This is a genomic window from bacterium, assembly GCA_024742285.1.
Classification (GTDB): domain Bacteria; phylum Myxococcota_A; class UBA9160; order UBA9160; family UBA4427; genus UBA4427.
In genome coordinates this window covers 179,805-200,269 of the sequence record JANSYR010000013.1, presented here as the reverse complement: position 1 = coordinate 200,269, position 20,465 = coordinate 179,805, and the positions used below count along the sequence as shown (strand labels likewise).

At 67.6% G+C, this 20,465-nt stretch carries 18 protein-coding genes; 4 read left to right on the top strand and 14 right to left on the bottom strand.

Translation table 11 applies throughout. The features are described 5' to 3' along the window. Nucleotides 1-15: 15 nt before the first annotated feature. The 6 genes from NXI30_21800 to NXI30_21775 form a co-directional block, all read right to left on the bottom strand. On the bottom strand, nucleotides 16-1,413 hold the full coding sequence (locus NXI30_21800; protein MCR9096864.1) for a sigma-54 dependent transcriptional regulator: 1,398 nt from the start codon (nucleotides 1,411-1,413) through the stop codon (nucleotides 16-18). Next, on the bottom strand, nucleotides 1,410-3,176 hold the full coding sequence (locus tag NXI30_21795; GenBank protein MCR9096863.1) for an ATP-binding protein: 1,767 nt from the start codon (nucleotides 3,174-3,176) through the stop codon (nucleotides 1,410-1,412). The genes NXI30_21800 and NXI30_21795 overlap by 4 nt, the downstream gene beginning before the upstream one ends. A 51-nt stretch (nucleotides 3,177-3,227) precedes the next feature. Next, nucleotides 3,228-4,439: a type II secretion system F family protein gene (locus tag NXI30_21790; protein MCR9096862.1), complete on the bottom strand. Its 1,212-nt coding sequence runs from the start codon at nucleotides 4,437-4,439 to the stop codon at nucleotides 3,228-3,230. Nucleotides 4,440-4,496: 57 nt separating this feature from the next. Continuing rightward, nucleotides 4,497-5,600 (bottom strand): type IV pilus twitching motility protein PilT, encoded by a 1,104-nt coding sequence (locus NXI30_21785; GenBank protein ID MCR9096861.1) that lies wholly within the window; start codon nucleotides 5,598-5,600, stop codon nucleotides 4,497-4,499. Nucleotides 5,601-5,639: 39 nt separating this feature from the next. Further along, nucleotides 5,640-7,349, bottom strand: a complete 1,710-nt coding sequence (pilB, locus tag NXI30_21780) for a type IV-A pilus assembly ATPase PilB (GenBank protein MCR9096860.1) — start codon at nucleotides 7,347-7,349, stop codon at nucleotides 5,640-5,642. Between the two features lie 302 nt (nucleotides 7,350-7,651). Continuing rightward, entirely contained in the window at nucleotides 7,652-8,599 is a 948-nt protein-coding gene (locus NXI30_21775; GenBank protein MCR9096859.1) for a bifunctional riboflavin kinase/FAD synthetase, read from the bottom strand. A 74-nt stretch (nucleotides 8,600-8,673) separates the two neighbouring features. Between NXI30_21775 and NXI30_21770 the strand changes: the two genes are divergently transcribed. Then, entirely contained in the window at nucleotides 8,674-9,804 is a 1,131-nt protein-coding gene (locus tag NXI30_21770) for an LptF/LptG family permease (GenBank protein MCR9096858.1), read from the top strand. 9 nt (nucleotides 9,805-9,813) lie between these two features. Here NXI30_21770 and NXI30_21765 read toward each other — a convergent pair whose 3' ends face one another. The 7 genes from NXI30_21765 to rsmD all read right to left on the bottom strand — a co-directional run bounded on the left by NXI30_21765 (nucleotide 9,814) and on the right by rsmD (nucleotide 16,643). Further along, on the bottom strand, nucleotides 9,814-10,746 hold the full coding sequence (locus NXI30_21765; GenBank protein ID MCR9096857.1) for a protease modulator HflC: 933 nt from the start codon (nucleotides 10,744-10,746) through the stop codon (nucleotides 9,814-9,816). Then, nucleotides 10,743-11,786: an FtsH protease activity modulator HflK gene (gene hflK / locus NXI30_21760; GenBank protein ID MCR9096856.1), complete on the bottom strand. Its 1,044-nt coding sequence runs from the start codon at nucleotides 11,784-11,786 to the stop codon at nucleotides 10,743-10,745. The genes NXI30_21765 and hflK overlap by 4 nt, the downstream gene beginning before the upstream one ends. After that, nucleotides 11,787-12,575, bottom strand: a complete 789-nt coding sequence (locus NXI30_21755) for a slipin family protein (protein ID MCR9096855.1) — start codon at nucleotides 12,573-12,575, stop codon at nucleotides 11,787-11,789. Nucleotides 12,576-12,665: 90 nt separating this feature from the next. Then, nucleotides 12,666-14,072 (bottom strand): nodulation protein NfeD, encoded by a 1,407-nt coding sequence (locus NXI30_21750; GenBank protein ID MCR9096854.1) that lies wholly within the window; start codon nucleotides 14,070-14,072, stop codon nucleotides 12,666-12,668. Continuing rightward, the gene (gene coaBC, locus NXI30_21745; GenBank protein MCR9096853.1) at nucleotides 14,069-15,274 is read right to left on the bottom strand and encodes a bifunctional phosphopantothenoylcysteine decarboxylase/phosphopantothenate--cysteine ligase CoaBC; all 1,206 of its coding nucleotides are present in this window, start codon (nucleotides 15,272-15,274) and stop codon (nucleotides 14,069-14,071) included. The genes NXI30_21750 and coaBC overlap by 4 nt, the downstream gene beginning before the upstream one ends. Before the next feature lie 228 nt (nucleotides 15,275-15,502). Further along, nucleotides 15,503-16,006: a pantetheine-phosphate adenylyltransferase gene (gene coaD, locus NXI30_21740; protein ID MCR9096852.1), complete on the bottom strand. Its 504-nt coding sequence runs from the start codon at nucleotides 16,004-16,006 to the stop codon at nucleotides 15,503-15,505. A gap of 43 nt (nucleotides 16,007-16,049) precedes the next feature. Continuing rightward, nucleotides 16,050-16,643, bottom strand: a complete 594-nt coding sequence (gene rsmD / locus NXI30_21735) for a 16S rRNA (guanine(966)-N(2))-methyltransferase RsmD (GenBank protein ID MCR9096851.1) — start codon at nucleotides 16,641-16,643, stop codon at nucleotides 16,050-16,052. A gap of 459 nt (nucleotides 16,644-17,102) precedes the next feature. Here rsmD and NXI30_21730 point away from each other — a divergent pair, with 459 nt between their 5' ends. The 3 genes from NXI30_21730 to NXI30_21720 all read left to right on the top strand — a co-directional run bounded on the left by NXI30_21730 (nucleotide 17,103) and on the right by NXI30_21720 (nucleotide 18,677). After that, nucleotides 17,103-17,342, top strand: coding sequence for a helix-turn-helix domain containing protein (locus tag NXI30_21730; GenBank protein ID MCR9096850.1), 240 nt, complete (start codon nucleotides 17,103-17,105; stop codon nucleotides 17,340-17,342). Between the two features lie 319 nt (nucleotides 17,343-17,661). Further along, nucleotides 17,662-18,000, top strand: a complete 339-nt coding sequence (locus tag NXI30_21725; GenBank protein ID MCR9096849.1) for a hypothetical protein — start codon at nucleotides 17,662-17,664, stop codon at nucleotides 17,998-18,000. A gap of 20 nt (nucleotides 18,001-18,020) precedes the next feature. After that, nucleotides 18,021-18,677: a lytic transglycosylase domain-containing protein gene (locus NXI30_21720; GenBank protein MCR9096848.1), complete on the top strand. Its 657-nt coding sequence runs from the start codon at nucleotides 18,021-18,023 to the stop codon at nucleotides 18,675-18,677. On the opposite strand, the gene dacB is transcribed toward NXI30_21720, so the two are convergent. Continuing rightward, nucleotides 18,674-20,215, bottom strand: a complete 1,542-nt coding sequence (gene dacB / locus NXI30_21715; protein MCR9096847.1) for a D-alanyl-D-alanine carboxypeptidase/D-alanyl-D-alanine-endopeptidase — start codon at nucleotides 20,213-20,215, stop codon at nucleotides 18,674-18,676. The two genes, NXI30_21720 and dacB, sit on opposite strands and share 4 nt — an antisense overlap. Nucleotides 20,216-20,465 lie beyond the last annotated feature (250 nt).

Genomic DNA, 20,465 nt, shown 5'->3' with positions numbered 1-20,465 from the left:
TCCGGCGAGCGGACGTCAGTCCTCGCGGCGCGCGTCCTCGATGCCCAGCTTCTCGAGGCGGTACCGGAAGGACCGGAAGGAGATGCCGAGCAGCCGGGCGGCCTGCTTCTTGACGCCCTTGGACTGCACCAGGGCCTCTTCGAGCAGCGACCGCTCGTAGTCCGACACGAGCGTTTCGAGGTCCACGCCCTCCGCGGTGACCCGGGGCGCCATCGGCTGCGAAGACGTCGGTCGCACCACCGTCGGCGGCAGCAGATCGGGCCCGATCACGGGGCCGCGCGCGAGGGCGACGGCCCGCTCGATCAGGTTCTCGAGCTCGCGGACGTTGCCGGGGAAGCCGTAGGAAGCGAGCAGGTCGTAGGCCTCCGCGTCCATGCCCTCGACCTCCTTGCCGAGCTCCTCCGAAAATCGGCGAATGAAGTGCTGGGCCAGGAGGGGGATGTCCTCTTCGCGCTCCCGCAGCGGCGGAAGCTGGAGCTGGATCACGTTCAGGCGGTAGTACACGTCCTCGCGGAAGCGCCCCTCGGCGACCTCTTCCTCGAGGCGGCGGTTCGTCGCGGAGACGATCCGCACGTCGATCTTCCGGTCGACGGTGTCGCCGACCCGGCGGATGCTCTTCTCCTGGAGCGCGCGGAGCAGCTTGACCTGCAGAGGCTGCGAGAGCTCGCCGATCTCGTCCAGGAAGAGCGTTCCGCCGGTCGCCGCCTCGAAGAGGCCTTCCTTGTTCTGGACCGCCCCGGTGAAGGCGCCCTTCACATGGCCGAAGAGCTCGCTCTCGAGCAGGTTCTCGGGGATCGCCCCGCAGTTGATCGCCACGAAGGCTTCGCTCGCCCGATCGCTCTGTTCGTGGATCGCGCGCGCGACGAGTTCCTTGCCGGTGCCGCTCTCGCCGGAGACGAGGACGTTCGTCTTCGTCTCGGCCACCTGGGCGATCAGGTCGAACACCTCCTGCATCGCGCGGGACGAGCCGAGGATGTTCCGGTCGCGGGACTGGCTGCGAAGCTCCCGGCGCAGGCGCTGGTTCTCGTTCGAGAGGAGCTTTTTCTCGAGCGCCTTCTCGATCACGATGCTGAGCTCGTCGACCTTGAAGGGCTTCGTCAGGTAGTCGTAGGCGCCCTCCTTCATGGCCGAGATGGCGCTGTCGGTCGTTCCGAACGCGGTGACGACGATCGCGATCGTCTCCGGCGAGATCTCGCGGGCGGCCAGGATCAGATCGAGCCCCGTCTTCTCGGGCATCTGCATGTCGGTGATCACGAGGTCGATCTCGTCGGACTCGAGATGGGCGATCGCGGTATCGACGTCCGCCGCGATCGAGACCGCGTAGCCTTCGCGTCGCAGGAAGATCTCGAGGAACTCCCGCATGCTCTGTTCGTCGTCGACGACGAGGATGCGCGCCTTGGGCTCCTGGCTCATACGGCCTCCGCACCCGCGAGGATCACGCGAAAGCACGTTCCCTCACCCGCTCGGCTGGTGACCGTGATCGCGCCGCCGTGCTGTTCCACCAATCGCTGCACCGTCGAGAGCCCCAATCCGGTTCCATCGTCCTTCGTCGTGAAGAAGGGCTCGAAGATCTGCTCCTCGACCTCGGGCGTGAGCCCCGGGCCGCTGTCCTCGACCTCGAGCACGGCGGACCACCCGGCGCGGCTCGCCGGGTCGATTCCCCCGTCGTCTTCGTTACGGCCCGTCGGATCGGGGACTTGAGGGGGGGACTGCACCCGGAATGCCTCGTCCTCGCTTCGGTAGACCCGCACGGTCAGCCGTCGCTCCGACGACTGGTCCGTCATCGATTCGATCGCGTTGTTCCAGAGGTTCCAGACGATGGCCTCGAGCTGGGACGGGTCCCCGATCACGCAGACGGCGTCGTCGAGGGCCAGCTCGGTCTCGGCCGCCCCCTCACCGGTCTGGCTCTGGGCCATCTCGGCGACGTCGGCGACGAGCGCAGAGAGATCGACGCGCTCGGGCTTGGTCGGCGACGGGCGCGAGTAGCGGAGAAAGTCCGAGATCAGGACGTTCAGTCGGTCGACTTCGCGGACCACGATGCCCATCAGGCGCGCGTGCTCGGGATCCCCGCCCGGTGCCTCCGGTCCGCTCTGCAGGATCTGCACGCTGCCCGAGATGGACGCGAGGGGATTGCGGATCTCGTGCGCCATCCGCGCCGCCATCTCTCCGACCGCCGCGAGGCGCTCCGATCGCCGCAGCTCATGCTCCATGCCGACCACACCGGTCACGTCCTGGAAGATCACGACGTGGCCGACCTGCTGACCTTCCTCGTCGTTGAGGCCGGAGGCGCCGAGACCGAGAAAGAGCTCCTCGCCCCGCACGTTTCGGTAGGGCACGCGCGCACGCCCCACGCCGGAATCCTCCCACCGTCCGGTCGCGCTCGCGGCGACGATCTCGCTCGCCCCCGGGATCACGTCGTCGAGGGCGCGCCCCGCGGCCTCCGCGGCGCCGATGCCGGTGATGCGTTCCGCCTCGGGGTTGAACGAGGTCACGCGCCCGGCTTCGTCGGTCGTGAGCAGGCCGCTCTCGATGCTCTCGACGGTCCTCAGGTGGAGGTCGCGAAGCCGGCGGAGGTCGTGGGTTCGCCGATCCAGCGCTGCGCCCGTGGCGCGGAGTTCCGCCGAGAGCGTATTCGCCAGCATGCCGAGCACGACCAGCGCGCCGGCGTAGAAGCCCCAGTAGGCCACCAGGAGCGCGAGCGGGCGGCCTCCGTCCTCGGAAGAGCTCCCGGGCAGGAGTCCGAGCTCGACGCCGAAGAGCACGAGACCGTAGCCGCCGACGGCGAGCGCACACGAGAGCGCCACACCGCCCCGGTCGAGGAAGAGCGCCCCGTAGAGCACCACCAGCGCGTAGAGGAACGTGAAGAACGACTCGCCGCCGCCGGAGAAATACACCAGCGCGGTCACGATCGTGACGTCGATCCCGACCTGCGCGGTCGCGAAGCGCGCGGGATTCGAGGTGCGATGGATCATCGACGCCGAGACGATCGTCGCCACGAACGCGGCGATCACCGTCCAGTAGACGCCCCAGATCCCGGACTGGGAGCTCCCGCCCTCCATCCGATCGATCGCGACCGCGAGGCCGAGCGAGAGCCCGGCCAACACCAGTCGTCCACCGATCAGATAGCCGAGCCCTCTCCGGTCCCGGTCGATGCTCGTCGCCGCGGCGAGGCCCACCCCTCGTGCCCCCTCCCCGGTCCCGCGCGAGGCCCTGCCCCGCGAACGGGATCAGGTGATCGTGTCGGCGATCGTGAAGATCGGGAGGTACATCGCGATCAGGATCGTACCGATCGAGCCGCCCATGAAGACCATCATGATCGGCTCGAGCATGGCCGTGAGCCCGCCGACCGCGGCGTCGACTTCCTCGTCGTAGAAGTCCGCGATCTTGGTCAGCATCGCTTCCATCGAGCCCGTCTCTTCACCGACGGCCACCATCTGGACCATCATGCCCGGGAAAACCTTCGAGCCCTGGAGCGGCTCCGCGATCGTCTTGCCCTCGGAGATCGCCTGACGCGTCGTCTGGAGCTCTTCCTCGATGATCATGTTGCCGGCGGTCTTCGCGACGATGTCCAGGCCGTCGAGGATCGGAACACCCGAGGAGATCATCGTGCCCAGGGTCCGCGTGAAGCGAGCCACGGCGACCTTCTTGATGATGTTTCCGAAGATCGGCATGTTCAGCATGATGTTGTCGGTCTGATACCGGAACGCGAGGCTGCGGCTCCGCGCCTGCGAGTACGAGACGACGACCGCGGTCACACCGATCATCATGTAGTGGATGTAGGCCTGCAGGAAGTTCGACAGGTTGATGACCGACTGCGTCGGCCCCGGCAGCGTGCCGCCGAAGTCCGCGAACATCTGCTCGAAGACCGGGATGACCTTCACGAGCAGGAGCACGATACAGGCGATCGCGATCACGCTGACCGTCGCCGGATAGACCATCGCGCCCTTCAGCTGCTTGCGGAGCTTCTCCTGCTTCTCGAGCTGGATCGCGAGACGGTTCAGGATCGTGTCCAGGATGCCGCCGACCTCGCCGGCCGCCACCAGGTTCACGAAGAGATCGTCGAATACCTTCGGGTGCTTCGCGAGGGAGTCGGCGAAGGTGAGCCCCGACTCGACGTCGCTCCGAACCGCCCGCAGGGTGTTCTTGAACGTGATGTTGTCCTGCTGTTCGGAGAGGATCTGCAGACACTGGACGAGCGGAAGACCCGCGTCGACCATCACCGCGAACTGGCGCGTGAAGACCACGAGATCGTTGATCTTCACCTTCGGCGCGAGGGCCGGGATGAGTTCGCCGATGTCCTTCGGCTTCTCCTTCACCTTTTCGGCGATCATCCCCATGTTCTTCAGGTGAAGCGCGGCCGCCTCGGGCGACGCCGCCTCGAGTTCGCCCTTCTTCTTCTCGCCGGCGCGGTTCTTTCCGTTCCACAGATAGATCGGCATCGTTCAGTCTCCATCACTCGCGGTCTCGCCCACGAGCGGAATCATCATTCTGCGGGCCTAGCCCGAACGTCGTCCCCCGGCGGCGCCGAGCGCATCCGGTCCCTTGGCGATCAGCGACTGCAGCTCCTCGATGTCCGGGCTGCGACCCTTGGCGATCTCCGGATCCACGATCCGTCGCTGGACGAGCGAGGCGAGGCACTGGTTCATGGTCTGCATGCCCGACTTGCCCTGGCCCATCTGCATCGACGAGTAGATCTGATGGATCTTGTCGTCGCGCATGAGCGCGCGGATCGCGGCGTTCGGGACCATCACCTCGAGCGCGAGGGCACGGCCCGGCCCGTTCGCGCGGGGCAGCAGCGTCTGGCACATCACTGCCTCGAGCACGAAGGAGAGCTGCTGTCGGATCTGCGACTGCTGGTAGGGCGGGAAGACGTCGACGATACGATTGATCGTCTGGATCGCCGAGTTCGTGTGCAGGGTCGCGAAGGCGAGGTGGCCCGTCTCCGCGACCGTGAGGGCCGCCTCGATCGTCTCGAGGTCGCGGAGCTCACCGATCAATACGACGTCGGGATCCTGGCGCAGGATGTACTTGAGCGCGTCCTTGAACGAGGCGCTGTCCGAGCCGATCTCCCGCTGGTTGACGATGCAGCCTTTGTGCGGGTGCAGGTACTCGATCGGGTCCTCGATCGTGACGATGTGTTCGTTCCGGCCGGTGTTGATGCTGTCGATGATCGACGCGAGGGTCGTCGACTTGCCGGAACCCGTCGGCCCCGTGACCAGGATCAGCCCGCGCGGCTTCTTGGCGAGCTCCGCGACGACCGGCGGGACGCCGAGCTCCTCGAAGGTGAGGATCTTGAAGGGAATCGCACGGAAGGCGCCGGCGACGTTTCCGCGCTGGATGAAGACGTTGCCGCGGAAGCGCGAGAGCTTCTGGACCGAGAACGACAGGTCGAGCTCGTTGGTCTCCTCGAAGCGATGCTTCTGGGCGTCCGTGAGGACCGAGTAGCAGAGCTGCTTGGTCTCCTGGGGAGACAGCGGCGGCATCTTCAACGGATGGAGCTTGCCGTCGATCCGAAGCTGCGGCGGCGATCCCGTGGTGATGTGAAGGTCCGAAGCGCCCTTCTCGATCATCGCCTTCAGGAGCTGGTGCATGTTCGCCAAGACGAATCCCTCTCTCTTCTATCCTGCCCGGAGCGCGGCCTAGACCGCGTCCGAGGCACTGACCCGGAACACTTCCGAGATCGTCGTGACGCCTTCGAGCATCTTGTTGAGCGCACTGCGACGAAGCGTGACCATCCCGCCACGAATCGCCTCGCGCTTGATCTCCGCGCCGGACGCGCCATTCAGCACGAATTCCTTGAGCGAATCGGTCATGACCATGACCTCGTAGATCGCGACCCGGCCCTTGAAGCCCGTGTCGGAGCAGGCGGCGCAACCCGCGCCCTTCTTGGCCTTGTAGGACTTGCACTCTTCGTCCGAGAGGCCGGCGTCGCGCACCTGCTCCATGTCGATCTCCGCATCGTCCGTGACGCACTCCCCGCAGATCCGCCGGGCGAGGCGCTGGGCGACGATGCAGTTCACGGCGCTCGAGACCAGGAAGGGTTCGATACCCATGTTGAGCAGACGATTGATCGTCGACGGGGCATCGTTCGTATGGAGCGTCGAGAGGACCATGTGGCCCGTGAGCGCCGCCTTGACCGAGATCTCGGCGGTCTCGAAGTCACGAATCTCACCGACCATGATGATGTCGGGGTCCTGACGCAGGAACGAGCGGAGCGCCGCGGCGAAGTTCAGGCCGATGTCTTCGTGCATCTGGACCTGGTTGATACCGCCCAGATTGAACTCGACCGGATCCTCCGCCGTCGAGAGGTTCTCGCTCGTCTGGTTGAGCTCCGAGAGCGCCGAGTAGAGCGTCGTCGTCTTACCGGAACCGGTCGGGCCGGTGACGAGCACCATGCCGAAGGGCTGGTGGATCGATTCCTTGAAGTCGTCGAGCTGTTCCTGCTCGAAGCCGAGCTTCGTCATGTCGAGCTGCAGGTTGCTCTTGTCGAGCAAGCGCAGGACGATCTTCTCGCCGAAGAGGGTCGGCAGGACCGAGACACGGAAGTCCATCTCGCGGCCCTTGCCCATCTTCAGCTTGATGCGGCCATCCTGCGGCAACCGGCGCTCGGCGATGTCGAGCTCCGACATGATCTTGACGCGCGAGGTGAGCGCGTTCTTCAGCTTGAGCGGCGGCTTCATCACCTCGTAGAGGACGCCGTCGATTCGGTACCGGACCCGGAAGCTCTTCTCGTAGGGCTCGATGTGGATATCCGACGCGTTCTTCTTGATCGCGTCGGTGAGGATGAGGTTCACGAGCTTGACGACCGGGGCGTCCTCGGCCTCCTTCGCCAGCGCGCCGGCATCCTCCTCGTCTTCGCCGGAGACGAAGTCGATGCCCTCGTCGTCGAAGCCGGCCATCACGTCGTCGAGGAGGTCTTCCTCGGGCTCGGCGTAGTAGGTCTCGATCGCCTGGCGGATCGCGTCCTCGGACGCGACGACCGGCTGGATGTTGTACCCGGTCAGGAACTTGATGTCGTCGAGAGCGAAGATGTTCGACGGGTCGGCGGTCGCGAGGATCAGCGTGGACCCGGCGCGGTTGACCGGCACGACGCCGTGCTTCGTCGCGACATCCTCGGGGATGAGCGCGAGGACCTCCGGCTCGATCTCGAAGTCGTCGAGGTTGATCGACGGGACGCCGTACTGCTTCGCGACGAACTCGGTCAGCTCGTCCTCGTCCATGAAGCCGAGCGCCGTGATCTGCGCGCCCAGGCGCTGCCCCTTGGTCGCCGCTTCCTCACGGGCCTTGAGCAACTGGTCCGACGAGAGCAGGTTCTCCTTGACCAGCAGCTCTCCGATGCGCTCGTTCACCGATTCCCCTCCCCCGCTGGCCGTACGCAGGCTCTGCGCACGGCACCCTCACGGGTCGCCATCCGCCCGTCCTGCCATCGCAAAACGGGCGCAATCTCGCTGAGTTATCGGCGGGCGAATGCGGGGACTTGAACCCTCGGCGCAGGTCGCCTGGGGGTTGCTGGGGAAGAACGGTGATGGGGCGTACACCCTACGAACGAGGGGCCCCAGGCGGATCGAGACGATCGCCGGCGCCCGGCAGACGCCCTGCACCGAACGGCGCAAGCGCGCGCCCTGCGGCGCGATTTCGCGGGCGGCCGGGCTCAGCCGTTCAGGCGGATCCGGGCCGCATCGACGTCCCGCGCGATCTGCTCCTTGAGGAGCTCACCCGACTCGAAGCGCTGCTCTCCGCGCAGCCGCCCCTCGAAGGTGAGGTCGACTTCGACGCCGTAGAGGTCCCCTTCGAAGTCGATCACGTGGGCTTCGGCGACGAGGTCCCGGCCGTCCTGGAAGGTCGGGCGGTAGCCCACGTTGGTGACGGCGGGGAGCGTCTTGCCCTCCCACTCGGCGCCGCCTCGGAGGATGTGGAGCCGCCCGAAGTAGACCCCCGGGCCCGGCAGGATCTCGGTCTCGGGGGCGAGATTCGCCGTCGGGAATCCGATCGTCCGGCCGCGCTGCTCGCCCTCGGTCACGGTCCCCCGGGCCACGAAGGGCCGGCCGAGCAGCTCGGCGGCTTCCTCGACCTCTCCCTCCGAGAGGAGCTGGCGAATCCGCGTCGAGTTCACGTCACGCGCCTCGACGGAGACTTCGGGGATCACCGTGACGGAAAAACCGAGATGCGGGCCCCGCTCGGTCAGCAGCCGCATCGAGCCCTCGCGGTCCTTCCCGAAGTGGAAGTCGTAGCCGACGTAGACCTCCGACGGGCCGATCGAGGCGTGCAGGTAGTGCTCGATGAAGCGCTCCGGGCTCACCTTCGCGAACTCGAGATCGAAGGGCTCGGCGATCACGACGTCCAGCCCGTGGGACTCGAGGGTCTCCATCCGCTGGTCGAAGGTCTCGAGCAGTCGCAAGCCGGATTCCGGCTGGAGGACCCGCCGCGGATGGGGCTCGAAGGTGTAGAGCACCGACTCGCCGTCGAGGGCGTGAGCGCGCTCGATCACCGTGTTGAGGATCGCCTGGTGGCCGCGATGCACGCCGTCGAAATTGCCGATCGTGACGACGGGCCGCGTGAGCCTTCGACCGAGCTCCGAGATGCCCCGATAGATTTCCAACGATCGCTCCGTATCCGAGTCGTGGTCGACGACGGCGAGGTTCGACGCGACGGGCCTTCGCTACGCTCGGGCCCGTGCGGATCCTGTCGCGCTATTTCGCCACGCGTTTCCTCGGTCTCTTCGTGATGGTGCTCGCCGCGTCCCTGCTGGTGCTCGCGACCCTCGAACTCGTCCTCAACCTCGAAGACGTCACCGGCTGGGGCGGCTCCGCAGGCGAAGCGCCCCGGGACGGCCTCTCGGCCCTGTCGACGCTCTCGGACGCTGCCCGTGCCCTCGCTCTACGGCTCACTTCCTACTATCTGGCGGACGTCCTTCCGATCGCGAGCTTCATCGCGGTCTTCACCCTCTTCGCCCTCTCGGGCCGAGCGATGGAGCTCGTCGCGATCCAGGCCGGCGGCGTCCGCCCGGCCAGGATCATCCTGCCGGTGCTGACGACGGCCCTGATCCTATCGCTTGCCTCGGTCGTTCTCCACGAGACCCTGATTCTCCGCGCCGACCGGGTCTGGTCCCGGGCGGAGAGCGACGTTCCGATCGAGGCGGAGATCGACTTCGCCCAGCGGGCCTTCTGGGTGCAGAAAGGGCCGCTGATCACGAACGTGGGATACGCCGACCCGGAGACCCGGACGCTCCACGACGTCGAGATCTTCGAGCGCAGCCAGCTGGGCGCCGTTCTGCGGGTCATCCGCACGGCGAAGGTCGCGATCGAGCCCTCCGGCGCCTGGCGGATCGATCGGGGGACGATCTGGCGCTTCGATCCGATCGACTTCACGGCGGATCCCGAGGTCGATCGCGACGTGCCGCTCCTGCTCGACCACGAGGCGCTGCAGGCGGACCTCCTCGTCGCGGCCGACCCCGCGCTGCTCCCGCTTCAGGACCTGGCGGCCTACCTCGAGGACGCGCCCCGCGCGACGAGTTCCTCCCTCCGACGCGTTGAGCGGAGACTTCACGAGCGGCTCGCGAATCCCTGGCTTGTCCTCGTCTTCGCCTGGCTCGCCATGCCCTTCGCGATGCGCGTCGATTCGCGGGGGCGCATCGCGACGCCGGCCGTCGGCGCGGCCCTCACGCTCTCGCTCTTCTACGTGGTCCAGAGCGCGGGCCAGACCCTGGCCCAGCGGGAGCTGATCCCCGTCGGGCTGACGCCCTGGCTCACGATCGCGCTCTTGTCGGTCGGCGCGGCGCTCGCACTCCGCTTTCGACGGGTCTGACGTCGCCGATCAGGGCGTCCCGGTCGACGACGGGTCCAGGAACCGGAAGAACTCGTGATCCGGCGGAACGACGAGCGTCGTGTTCTCGCCCAGGGTCTTGCGATAGGCCTCGAGACTCCGCACGAAGGCGTAGAAATCCGCGTCCTTGCCGTAGGCGCTCGCGTAGATCGCTGCAGCCTCGGCATCGCCCTGCCCGCGCAGGACCTCGGATTCCGCGCGCGCTTCCGCGACGATCTCGCGGGCCTGACGTTCGGCCTTGGCGCGGATCTCGCGTGCCTCGCGCTGGCCGATCGCGCGGCGTTCGCGGGAGATCGCTCGACGCTGCTCCCGCATCTGCTCGAACGTCGAAGTCTGCGTGAGGATGGGGAGCTCCGTCCGATTGATCCGCACGTCGATCACGCGCACGCCGTTCGACCCGAGCTCCGCCGTCGCGCTCTCGTCGAGGGTCTCGAGGATCTCGGCTCGCGCCAGGAGCTCGGCCATCGTCAAGCCACCGACGCCGTCGCGCACGAGTGCACCGACGGTCCGCTGGATCCTGACCTTCGCTTCCTCCATCCCGCCCGGGAAGCTCCGACGGAAGAGCAGCGGAGACTCGATCTGCCAGAGGGCGAAGAAGTCGACGATGATCCGTTCGTTCCCCTTGATCTCGAACTCGGCGGGCGCCGCGTTGAGGTATTGGATCTTCTTGTCGAAGACGAGGACCTCGTCGACGAAGGGCAGCCGAATGAAGGGATAACGGAACGGCAGCTCCGCCCCGAAGAACTCGTCGGTCATCGCGACGCCCGGCTCGATCAGCTCGGGCTGCGGAACCCCGAGCCGGAGCACGAGCCGGTACTCGTCCGCCTGGTTGATGACGATCGGCCCGCTGTCGTACTGCGCGGCCCAGAGAGCCCCGACCACGATCGCGCCCAGCACGATCAGCGTGGAGAGAAGACGCATCATCGGCCGGCGCCTCCCACCGGCGACGACTGCCCGCCGAGGGGCAGCATCGGCAGCATGTTCACCGTGTTGGGCTCGACGACCATCTTCTCCACGCCGGGCAGGATTTCCTCCATCGTCTCGAGGTAGAGCCTACGCCGGGTCACCTCCGGTGCCGCCTGGTATTCGACCAGCAGCGCCTCGAAGCGACTCGCTTCGCCCCTCGCCTCGATGATCTTCGCGCGCCGATAGGCCTCGGCCTGCTCGCGAAGCTCCGCCGCCTCGGACTGCGCGCGCTGGAGGATCTCCTTGGCATCGCCCTCGGCCTCGAGCGTAGAGCGCTTCTCGTCCTGGCCCGCGCTCACGACGTCGGCGAACGCTTCGCGGACCGCCTCCGGCGCCTGGGGCTTCTCCAGGTTGATGCGATCGACGGCGAACGCGGCCTCGTGTCCCACCTCGGTCACATAGGAACCCAGCAGGCGCTTCAGGATCGACTCTGCCTCGCGCATCAGCTGGCTGAGGTTCTGCGACAGCACGTCGTCGATCGTGCGCGACCCGACGACGTTGCGCATCGCTGCCTCCGTCGCGTCGTGCAGGATCGCGCCGGGATCCGCCATCGAGAAGCGATACGCGTACGCGTCGCCGACCTTGTACTGCAGCTCGTACGCGACGTTCACGATGTTGTTGTCCGCGGTCTGGATCGCGTCCCGCTGGATCTGCCGCGAGATCTCGACCTCTTCGGCGTCGGTCGGCACACCCGGGGTCGACCTCGTCGGACGCAGCCCGAAGGACTCCGTGCGAAGCTTGCCGGTGTTCACGACCTCGTGCGATTCCAGCGGCGGCGGCAGATGGCCCCACCAGCCTTCGACCGATCGCACGCGATCGAAGGCGCCGAGCCGCAGGATCACGGCCGACTCGCCCGGCTCCAGCTTGAAGAAGCCCTGGGTCGACCAGGCCGCCAACAAGGCGATCGAGGCGACGAGGACCAACCCGTTCACGATCGAGCGCGTCACGCCGCGGCCCGCTTCGGTCGCAGCGTCGTCCTTCCCGTTCTTAGCGGCCAACTACGCGTCCCCACCCGTGATCGAGGGGCTCGTCCCCCCCCCGTCTTCCGCGGCGTCGGCTTCTGCCCGCGCCATCAACTGATCATAGAATGGTCGAACGAGGTCGATCGGCACAGGGAAGATCGTCGTCGAACTCTTCTCGCCCCCGGCGATCTCCGCGAGGGTCTGCAGATAGCGGAGCTGGAGGCCCGAGGGCTCGCTCGAGAGGGTCGCCGCGGCGTCCGCCAGCCGCTGGGCCGCCTGGAGCTCACCATCGGCCAGCGTGACCTTGGCGCGCTTCTCGCGCTCGGCCTCGGCCTGCTTGGCCATCACCCGCTGCATCTCCTGCGGGAGATCGATCTGCTTGAGCTCGACCGCGCGGACCTTCACGCCCCAGGGCTCGGTCTGCTGGTCGATGATCTCCTGGAGCTGCTGGTTGATCTGCTCGCGATCCGCGAGGAGCTGGTCGAGCTCGGCCTGGCCGCACACGCTCCGCAGGGTCGTCTGGGCGAGCTGGGACGTGCCGTAGAGGTAGTTCTCGACCTGGATCACCGACTTGTCCGGGTGCAGCACGCGGAAGTAGAGCACCGCGTTCACCTTGACCGAGACGTTGTCGAGGGTGATCACCTCCTGCGCCGGGACGTCCATCACGATCTCGCGCAGGCTGATCCGAACCATCCGGTCCACGCCGGGAATGATCCAGCGGAAGCCCGCTTCGCGGATCCCGACGTAGCGACCGAGTCGGAACACGACGCCGCGCTCGTACTCGTTCAGGATCCGGATTCCGAACATGAACAGGACGATCGTCATGAAGAAGACGATGAGAATGCCGAGCACAGCCCCTCTCTTTCCGCTGAATAGCGTTCTGCGTGCTGTCGCCCCTACCGGGCGACCGGCGGTCTAGTCGCTGGACGAGATTCCGGACGATGTGCCTGAGGCGGGTCTCACCCGCAACGTCAGCCCGTCGATCTGGACCACCTCGACGGCGTCGCCGACGCCGATCGACTCCTCGGACGTGCAGTTCCAGTACTCACCGCGCACGAAGACCTTTCCCTTCCCGGCTCCCTCGGCGCCAGCGGGGATCGCCGACTCGCAGCGGCCGACGAGCCCGATCATCTCGTCCACGCCGGCCGTCTGCTGGGAGAACAGGGTCCGCCCGAGACTGTAGGCGATCACCGCGCCGAAGAGCGACATCGCGATCGTCATCGGAAACAGCACCTGCCAGAAATCGACGGTCAGGTCCGACACCTCGGGCCGATCGAAGACCATCGTCCCGCCGATCAGGAAGCACGTGACCCCCGCGGCGAAGAGCAGACCGAAGGACGCCACGAAGAGCTCCGCGATCAGCAGCCCGATTCCGAGCAGCATGAAGAGCATGCCGACCCAGCTGAAGGGCAGGATCTGGAGGGCGAAGCCAAGCAGCACGAAGGCGGAGACGCCGATCGCGCCCGGCACGATCAGGCCCGGGCTCTGGAACTCCATGTAGAGGCCGAGGGCCCCGATCGCGAGCAGGATCGTGGCGACGTTGGGGTCGGACAGGAAGTCGAAGATCGCCTGCAGCAGCGTCTTCTCGACCCGGATCTCACGCGCCCCCGCCACGGAGATCGTCGCAGTGTCGCCGCCGAGCTTCACCTCACGCCCTTCCACGGCGGCCAGGAGCGCTTCGCGACCATCGACCACGAGGTCGATCACGTTCAGCTCGAGGGCTTTCTCGGCGGTCACCGCGACCGAACGCCGCACGGCATCCTGCGCCCACTCGACGTTGCGCTCGCGCTGAGCGGCGATCGACTCGACGTACGCCGCGAGATAGTTCTCCATCTTCTCGGTCACGACGTCCCGGGGCGGACCGCCGCCCTGTCCCTCCCCGTCCTGCCCTTCGGCCGGCGGCGGCGCCCCGCCGAAGAGACTCACGGGATGGGCCGCGCCGATGCTCGTGCCCGGCATCATCGCGGCGACGTTCGCGGCGAGCGTGATGAACGTGCCCGCCGACGTCGCGGTCGCCCCACGCGGCGTGACGAACACGATCGTCGGCACCGTCGCATTGAGCATCGCCTGGATGATGTCCTGGGTCGACGAGACCAGTCCACCCGGGGTATCGAGCTCGATCAGGATCGCGGCCGCGTTCCCGGCCTCCGCCTGCTCGATCGCACCGATCAGGTAGTCGGCGCTCGCCGGATTGATGGAGCCGTCGATCGTGACGACGTACACGTCGCCCGCGAACGCGAGCGAGGGTGTGAGCAGCGCCACCAGGAGCGCGCCGAGAAGACGCAGCCCTGCAACCCGCGACCGCTCTCGATCCCGCGTCATCGCCCCTCTCTCAGCTTCTCGATCCGATCGAAGAGCTGCGCCGCGACCCCGGTCTTGGGAAGCAGCGGCAGCTCCTCTACCTCGCCGCTCGGCCACACGAAGAGGACGGCGTTCTCGTCGACCTCGAAGCCCGCGTCGGCCCGGGAGATGTCGTTCGCGACGATCAGGTCGCAGCCCTTTCGCGCGAGCTTCCGCTTCGCTGCGGCAACGACGTCGTGGCTCTCGGCAGCGAAGCCGACGATCGTGCGATCGCCCTTCTTTGCGCTGATCTCCTGGAGGATGTCCGGGTTCTGGACCAGCTCGAGGGTCATGCGCTCGCCCTCGGCCATCTGCTCCTTCTTGATCTTTCGATCGCTCGCCTCGATCGGACGAAAATCCGCCACGGCCGCGGCCTTCACGACGATCGCGCTCTCGTCGAAAGCCGCGAGGACGGCGTCGCGCATCTCGAGCGCGCTGCCGACGTCGACCCGCTCCACGCCGTGAGGCGTCGGCAGGCTCGTGACGCCGGCCACGAGGGTCACCTCGGCCCCGCGACGCGCCGCTTCGGCCGCGATCGCGAAGCCCATCTTCCCGGAAGAACGGTTCGTCACGGAGCGGACCGCGTCGATCGGTTCGGCGGTCCCCCCGGCGGTGACCAGCACCCGCAGCCCCTCGAGGCTGGTGGGTACGAGTCGACTCGCTGCGGCCTCGGCGATCACCGCCGGATCGCTCATCCGCCCGAGTCCTTCCCAGCCGCACGCCAGCTCGCCGGCGTCCGGGCCGACGGTCGCGACGCCTCGGCTGCGCAGGGTCTCGAGATTCGCCTGGGTCGCCGGGTGGCTCCACATGTTCACGTTCATCGCGGGCGCCACCAGGATCGGCGCCCGGGTCGCGAGGAGCACCGCCGTCACGAGATCGTCCGCCAGGCCGTGGGCCATCTTCGCCAGGAGATTGGCGGTGGCCGGCGCGACCAGAGCCAGATCGGCCCAGTCGGCGAGGCCGATGTGGTCGATCTCGCCCTCTTCCCCGGCGTCGAAGAGATCGCGCCGAACGGATTCTCCGGAGACCGCCTGAAGCGAGAGCGCAGAGACGAAGCGCTCGGCCTCCGGCGTCAGCATGCAGCGGACCTCGTGTCCGGCGCGCTTCAGCGTGCGAACGAGCTCCGGCGCCTTGTAGGCGGCGATGCCCCCGGAGATGGCGAGCAGGATTCGGCGCGGCTCCATACCGGTCGGTCCTCCGTCCCGGTCCCTTCCGGGCAGACGTTGCCCCCAAGGGTACCCGGTCCCCCGGTCGGGGGCGAGTTCAGGCCCGTGCAGACGGGGCCCAACCGCTTCATCGGCACCCCGCGATCCGACTCTAGCGCCCGCACGCGAAAGCCTTCCGAGCCAGCCCCCCTGTCGAGGCGAAACCCTTCCGAACCAGCCCCCCTGTCGCCGAGCGCCCGCAGGCGACTACTTAGACGCGAGCTTTCGCTTGAGCGCATCCGCGACGACCGGCGGCACGAACTCGTCCACGCTGGCCCCGAATCGGACGAGCTCCTTGAGTCGAGACGAGCTCACGTAGAGATATTCCTGGCTCGTCATGAAGAAGAGGATCTCGACGTCCGGCGCGAGGTGCTTGTTCATCAGCGCCATCTCGAACTCGTATTCGAAATCCGACATGGCTCGCAGGCCACGGATGATCGCGTTGGCGCCGATCTGTTGGGCGTGATGGACGACGAGGCCGTCGAAGACCTGGACCGAGACGTCGTCCATCCCCTGCGTCACCGAGAGCAGGATCTCCATGCGCTCGTCGGCGTCGAAGGTCGCGCTCTTCGAGACGTTTCGCGCCACCGCGATCACCGTCTCGTCGAAGAGCGCCCGACTCCGCTCGATCAGGTCGAGGTGGCCGTTCGTGATCGGGTCGAAGCTCGCGGGAAAGAGCGCCAGGCGATGGCCCGGCTGCCGGTCCGACATCGTTCGATTCACTCCGGATGCGACGAAGCGCGGAACGACTTCGTCATCGGTCTTCAGGATCGGCGACCTCCGGCGGTTCGCCGGGGGTGAGCCAGGTCAACAGAGTGTCGCCGTAGCGACGTTCGTCCACCACCCGGATCCCGGGCAGGGGCCGAAGAGGATGACGTGTCGGGCCCTCGACGACCACCATCGCCTCCGGTCCCAGCAGTTCGGCGCCGAAGAGGGCCTCGAGAATCGGCTCGCGCTCGCTCTCCCCGCCCTCGACGTAGGGCGGGTCCACGAAGGCGAGATCGAACGGCGTTTCATCGCCGTCGGTCAGGCGTCTGAGAGCACGTCGCGCGTCGCTGACCACGAGGCGAAGCGCCTCGTCGTCCTCGAGCCCGAGCATCGACAATCGCTTCTGCAGAGCACGCGCGACGCCCTTCGAGCGTTCGACGAACACGACCCGCTCGGCCCCACGGGAATATGCTTCGAGGCCGAGCGCACCGGTCCCGGCGAAGAGATCGAGCACCCTGCAGCCCTCGAGGCCACCGAGCGCGGAGAACAAGGACTCGCGCACGCGGTCCGTCGTCGGACGAACGCCATCGGGCACGCGACCGAGGTCGCGACCGCGAAGCCGACCGCTGATGATCCGCACTCGATGAACCCACCCATCAGGACGACGACCCGGATGACGACGACGGGCGTCGACGGGTCGTCGAAAAGTGTGCACGAGACTAACCGAACGCGCCGCGTCGGTGTCACTCGTCACACCGTTTGCGAACGCGGACGATCGAACCTGTGCACGAAGCCGGGATTGGGGTTGCCGCTCAAGAGCCCCCTCTATAGACTCGGCGCGTTCCAAATCAAAGGTCGCCTTCATTACGCATTACGGTGTCACCGACGAAGTTTCTCGTCGGACACCGCCTGATTCCTTCGCGCCGAGTTCGGAAGACCCGGGAAGGCGACGCGGATCAGCAGGAACGAGACGACCGGGCGAGCGGCGCCCGACCTCGAATGTCGAGACGGTGCCGTCAGCGATGAATCGACTCCAACCTCCCAGCAGCACAGACGGAAGGAGCCGGGTCGGCTCCGACCAGGAAAGGGTTCCACGTCCATGTCGAGTGCCGCCGTCAAGCGGATCAAGAAGAAGCTCCCCGAACGCCTCGCCGAAGTGCGCGGTGACCGATCGCAACGCCAGTTCGCGCGCGACCTCGGCGTGTTCCAGCAGAACGTCAACCGCTACGAGAACGGGACGACGCCCCACACGGACTTCCTGATCACGCTCTGCACGAAGGAGAACGTCTCCCTCGACTGGCTGCTCTTCGGCAAGGGACGAATGCGGCGACCCCGCTAGACGACCACGCAAAGCGAGGCCGGCCCCGCGCCCGCGCTCCGTCGCACGAAACTGCTTCTCGAGAAGACCCGCACGCGTTCGCTTGCGGGTCTTCTTCGTTCGCGCTGCCGGTCGAAGCGACGAACACGAACGACCCAGGAAGGGAACTCCACTTCCACTGCCCTTCCAGACGGAGCGGACACACATCGGCATCGAGAGCCGAAGACGCCCGTACGCGCTCCACTCTCCAGCCTGCGCGCGGCGCCGGGCACGCCCCTTGCTCATATACCGGGTCGACGCACGCGGGTCCGCCCGCGCCACCCGAGTCCGGAGCAAGACGATGCTGCGCTTCTTCGCCTTCACGACGATCCTGCTGACCTGCGCAGACCACTGGACGACCTGGCTCTGCCTGAAGGCACCGGTCTCGGGCTGGAACGTCTCGGAAGCGAATCCCGTCGCCGACTGGCTCTTCCAATGGGCGGGCCTGTCCGGCGGACTCATGATCGACTCGCTGGTCACCCTCGGTGCCGTGGCCTTCGTCCTCACGACCTCGGTCTTCGACCGCGTGGTGAAGATCGGTTTGCTCGCCGTGATCACGTGCGCGACGGGCTACGCCGTCGCCAACAACGTCGACGCGATCCAGCGCATGGGGCTCTCGCCCTGGCCGGGGCTCGCCTGACATGCCGGGGCTCCGCTGAAATGGATCGCTTCTTCGTCGCCCTGCTCGCGGCCTGCGCCCTGATCGGCGCGAGTCTCTCGAGCCCGCCCGAACCGCAACCGGGTTCCGCGTCCGCCGTCGCCGTGCCGGCGCAGGCGTCGCTGCCCGCGGTCTCGGCGCCAGCCCCCGAAGAGGACGCGGACGCAGTCGTCGTCCGGCAGATTCTCGAGCGTTTCTCGGTCCGCCATACGGCGCTCCCGGAGCGCGAACGGCGGCGACTCGCCCGCGTGATCGTCGCGGAAGCGCGCGCCCACGACCTCGATCCCGATCTGGTGATGGCCGTGATCGAGGTGGAGAGCGCGGGCTATCACCTGGCCGAGTCCCACGTCGGCGCGCTCGGCCTTATGCAGCTGCTCCCCCCGACCGGCAAGGAGATGGCCGAGCGGGTCGGCATCGACTGGAAGGGCCCGGACACGCTCTTCGACCCCGTGATCAACGTCCGTCTCGGAACGGCCTATCTGCGCGAGCTGGCCGACAAGTACGAGGGCAACGTGAACACCGCCCTCGCCGCCTACAACTGGGGCCCGGGGCGCATCGACCGACGACTCGCCCGCGGCAAGTCGGTCCCGAAGCTCTACGTCGAGCAGGTCCGTCGGGCGGCCGACCGCTACGCCGCCACGAGTACGAGCCGGTCCTAGCGGCGTCGCCCCGTTTCGTCGACGACGGCGACCCGGGGCGCCTCGAGGAGCGCGCCCGCCAGCCGGTCGACCGAGTCCATCGCCTTCCCAGCCCCGCCGCTGAAGCCGTTCACCACGATCGAGAAGATGAGAGTCTCCCCGTCGTCGCGCTCCGCGTAGCCCGAGAGCGAAGTCGACGCGGCGTCCGCCAGCAACCCCGTCTTCGCGCGGATCCGGCCGAGTCGGCCGGGCAGACGCTTCTCGAGGGTCCCGTCGAGCTGGGCGATCGGCATCGAGGCCATGAACTCGGGGGCGAGCGAGAAATGGCTGCGTCCCACCTGGAGCGCGCGAACGAGGGTCCGCGGCGCGAGCCGGTTCTGGGTCGAGAGCCCGGAGCCGTCGACCAGGTTCGCGTCGCCGAGGTCGATGCCGAGGATCTCCATCTGGCGCCGCAGAGCCCGGACGCCTCCCGGCCAGTTCCCCTGGCGCGCCGGCTCCCCATCGAGGGAAGCACCGTCCCACGCGGCGAGGTTCTTCAGCAGCGATTCGCCGATCGCGTTGTTGCTGTACTTCATGAACAGCTTCACGATCTCGTCGAGCCGCCGGCCGTATTTGTGCTCGTGGAGCAGATACCACGACTCTTCGTCGCGCCGCGGCGCTCGAGCGACGTCGCCGTCGACGAAGACCTCGTTCGCTTCCAGCTGGTACGCGAAGACGGCGCCGGCATAGAGGCCGGGATCGATCACGCTCTTTGCGACCACGTCGATCTCGTCGCCGAGTCGAGCGGTCCCGTCCACGACGACGATCTCGTCGGCGGGCCCCTCGTTCTTCCGCCCCTGCGAGCGATCCACGGAGAGCCGCGCGCGCCCGCCGGGCTTCCCCGTCGTCGCACGGTTGCGCACCCGTAGATAGTCGACGGGCGGGTCGACGGTCACGCTCGCCGGCGCCCCGGCCGCCTTCGCGGGGCCGATCGCGACCATGAAGGAGCCGTAGTTCGCCGTCAGCGCACCGACCGGGGCGTGGTAGGCGCGGGACGACACCTTTCCCCAGCTCGGATGCCACCCGGGACCGTCGAAGAGCGTATCGTCGACCCGAAGATCCCCACGCACCCCGCGCAGCCCTTGGCGACGCAGGTCCGCGGCGAGCCGCCACCAGTCCTCGGAGTTGGTCGCCGGGTCGCCGCCGCCCTCGACGAGGAGCGTGTCGACCAGTCCGTCCGCGTCCGGCGGCGCGTTCGACCAGATGCGGGTCTTGAACGTATGCGTCGGTCCGAACCGCGAGAGCGCCGCGAGGGCCGTCAGGATCTTCTGGTTCGAGGCGGGGATCATCAGGCGGTCCGCGCCGTGCGCGTAGACCACCGCCCCGTCCGACGCGCGGACCACGAGCATGCCCACGCTCGCTCGAGCGAGCGGCCGCTCGCGCTGGATCAGCCGGTCGAGCCGCTTCGCGAGAGGCGACCGGACGGGAACCGGCTCGGCCGCCGGCGCGGAGTCGACGGCCGCTGCCGGAAGCGACGTCAGCGTCACCATTGCCGTGATCAGAAGCGCGAATCGACGCAAGCCCTCGATCTCCCCCGCGAGCGGCGCTTCACGCCGACCGCGATCCTCGCTGAAACCGGATCCGCCGTGCCGGGTCCGGGCCGGTCCCGGTCGCCGGCGCAGCGTCCAACCATGGATCTTGTCGGGGGGGCCCGCGCTCACTTGACGTCCCCGGTCGGAACGGCTGCGCACGCTTGACGCCGACGAGGTTATCGGGGAGCCTGCGGGCGAGCAATCGCGGCCGATCAGGGGGGATCCGCCGCGGGCTTCG

Coding starts and splice junctions, on each gene's coding strand:
- NXI30_21720 (MCR9096848.1), top strand. CDS start 18,021: ATGGATCGCTTCTTCGTCGCCCTGCTCGCGGCCTGCGCCCTGATCGGC.
- NXI30_21755 (MCR9096855.1), bottom strand. CDS start 12,575: ATGACGATCGTCCTGTTCATGTTCGGAATCCGGATCCTGAACGAGTAC.
- NXI30_21790 (MCR9096862.1), bottom strand. CDS start 4,439: ATGCCGATCTATCTGTGGAACGGAAAGAACCGCGCCGGCGAGAAGAAG.
- NXI30_21725 (MCR9096849.1), top strand. CDS start 17,662: ATGCTGCGCTTCTTCGCCTTCACGACGATCCTGCTGACCTGCGCAGAC.
- coaD (MCR9096852.1), bottom strand. CDS start 16,006: ATGTCGGACCGGCAGCCGGGCCATCGCCTGGCGCTCTTTCCCGCGAGC.
- NXI30_21800 (MCR9096864.1), bottom strand. CDS start 1,413: ATGAGCCAGGAGCCCAAGGCGCGCATCCTCGTCGTCGACGACGAACAG.
- NXI30_21750 (MCR9096854.1), bottom strand. CDS start 14,072: ATGACGCGGGATCGAGAGCGGTCGCGGGTTGCAGGGCTGCGTCTTCTC.
- NXI30_21730 (MCR9096850.1), top strand. CDS start 17,103: ATGTCGAGTGCCGCCGTCAAGCGGATCAAGAAGAAGCTCCCCGAACGC.
- NXI30_21765 (MCR9096857.1), bottom strand. CDS start 10,746: ATGATGCGTCTTCTCTCCACGCTGATCGTGCTGGGCGCGATCGTGGTC.
- coaBC (MCR9096853.1), bottom strand. CDS start 15,274: ATGGAGCCGCGCCGAATCCTGCTCGCCATCTCCGGGGGCATCGCCGCC.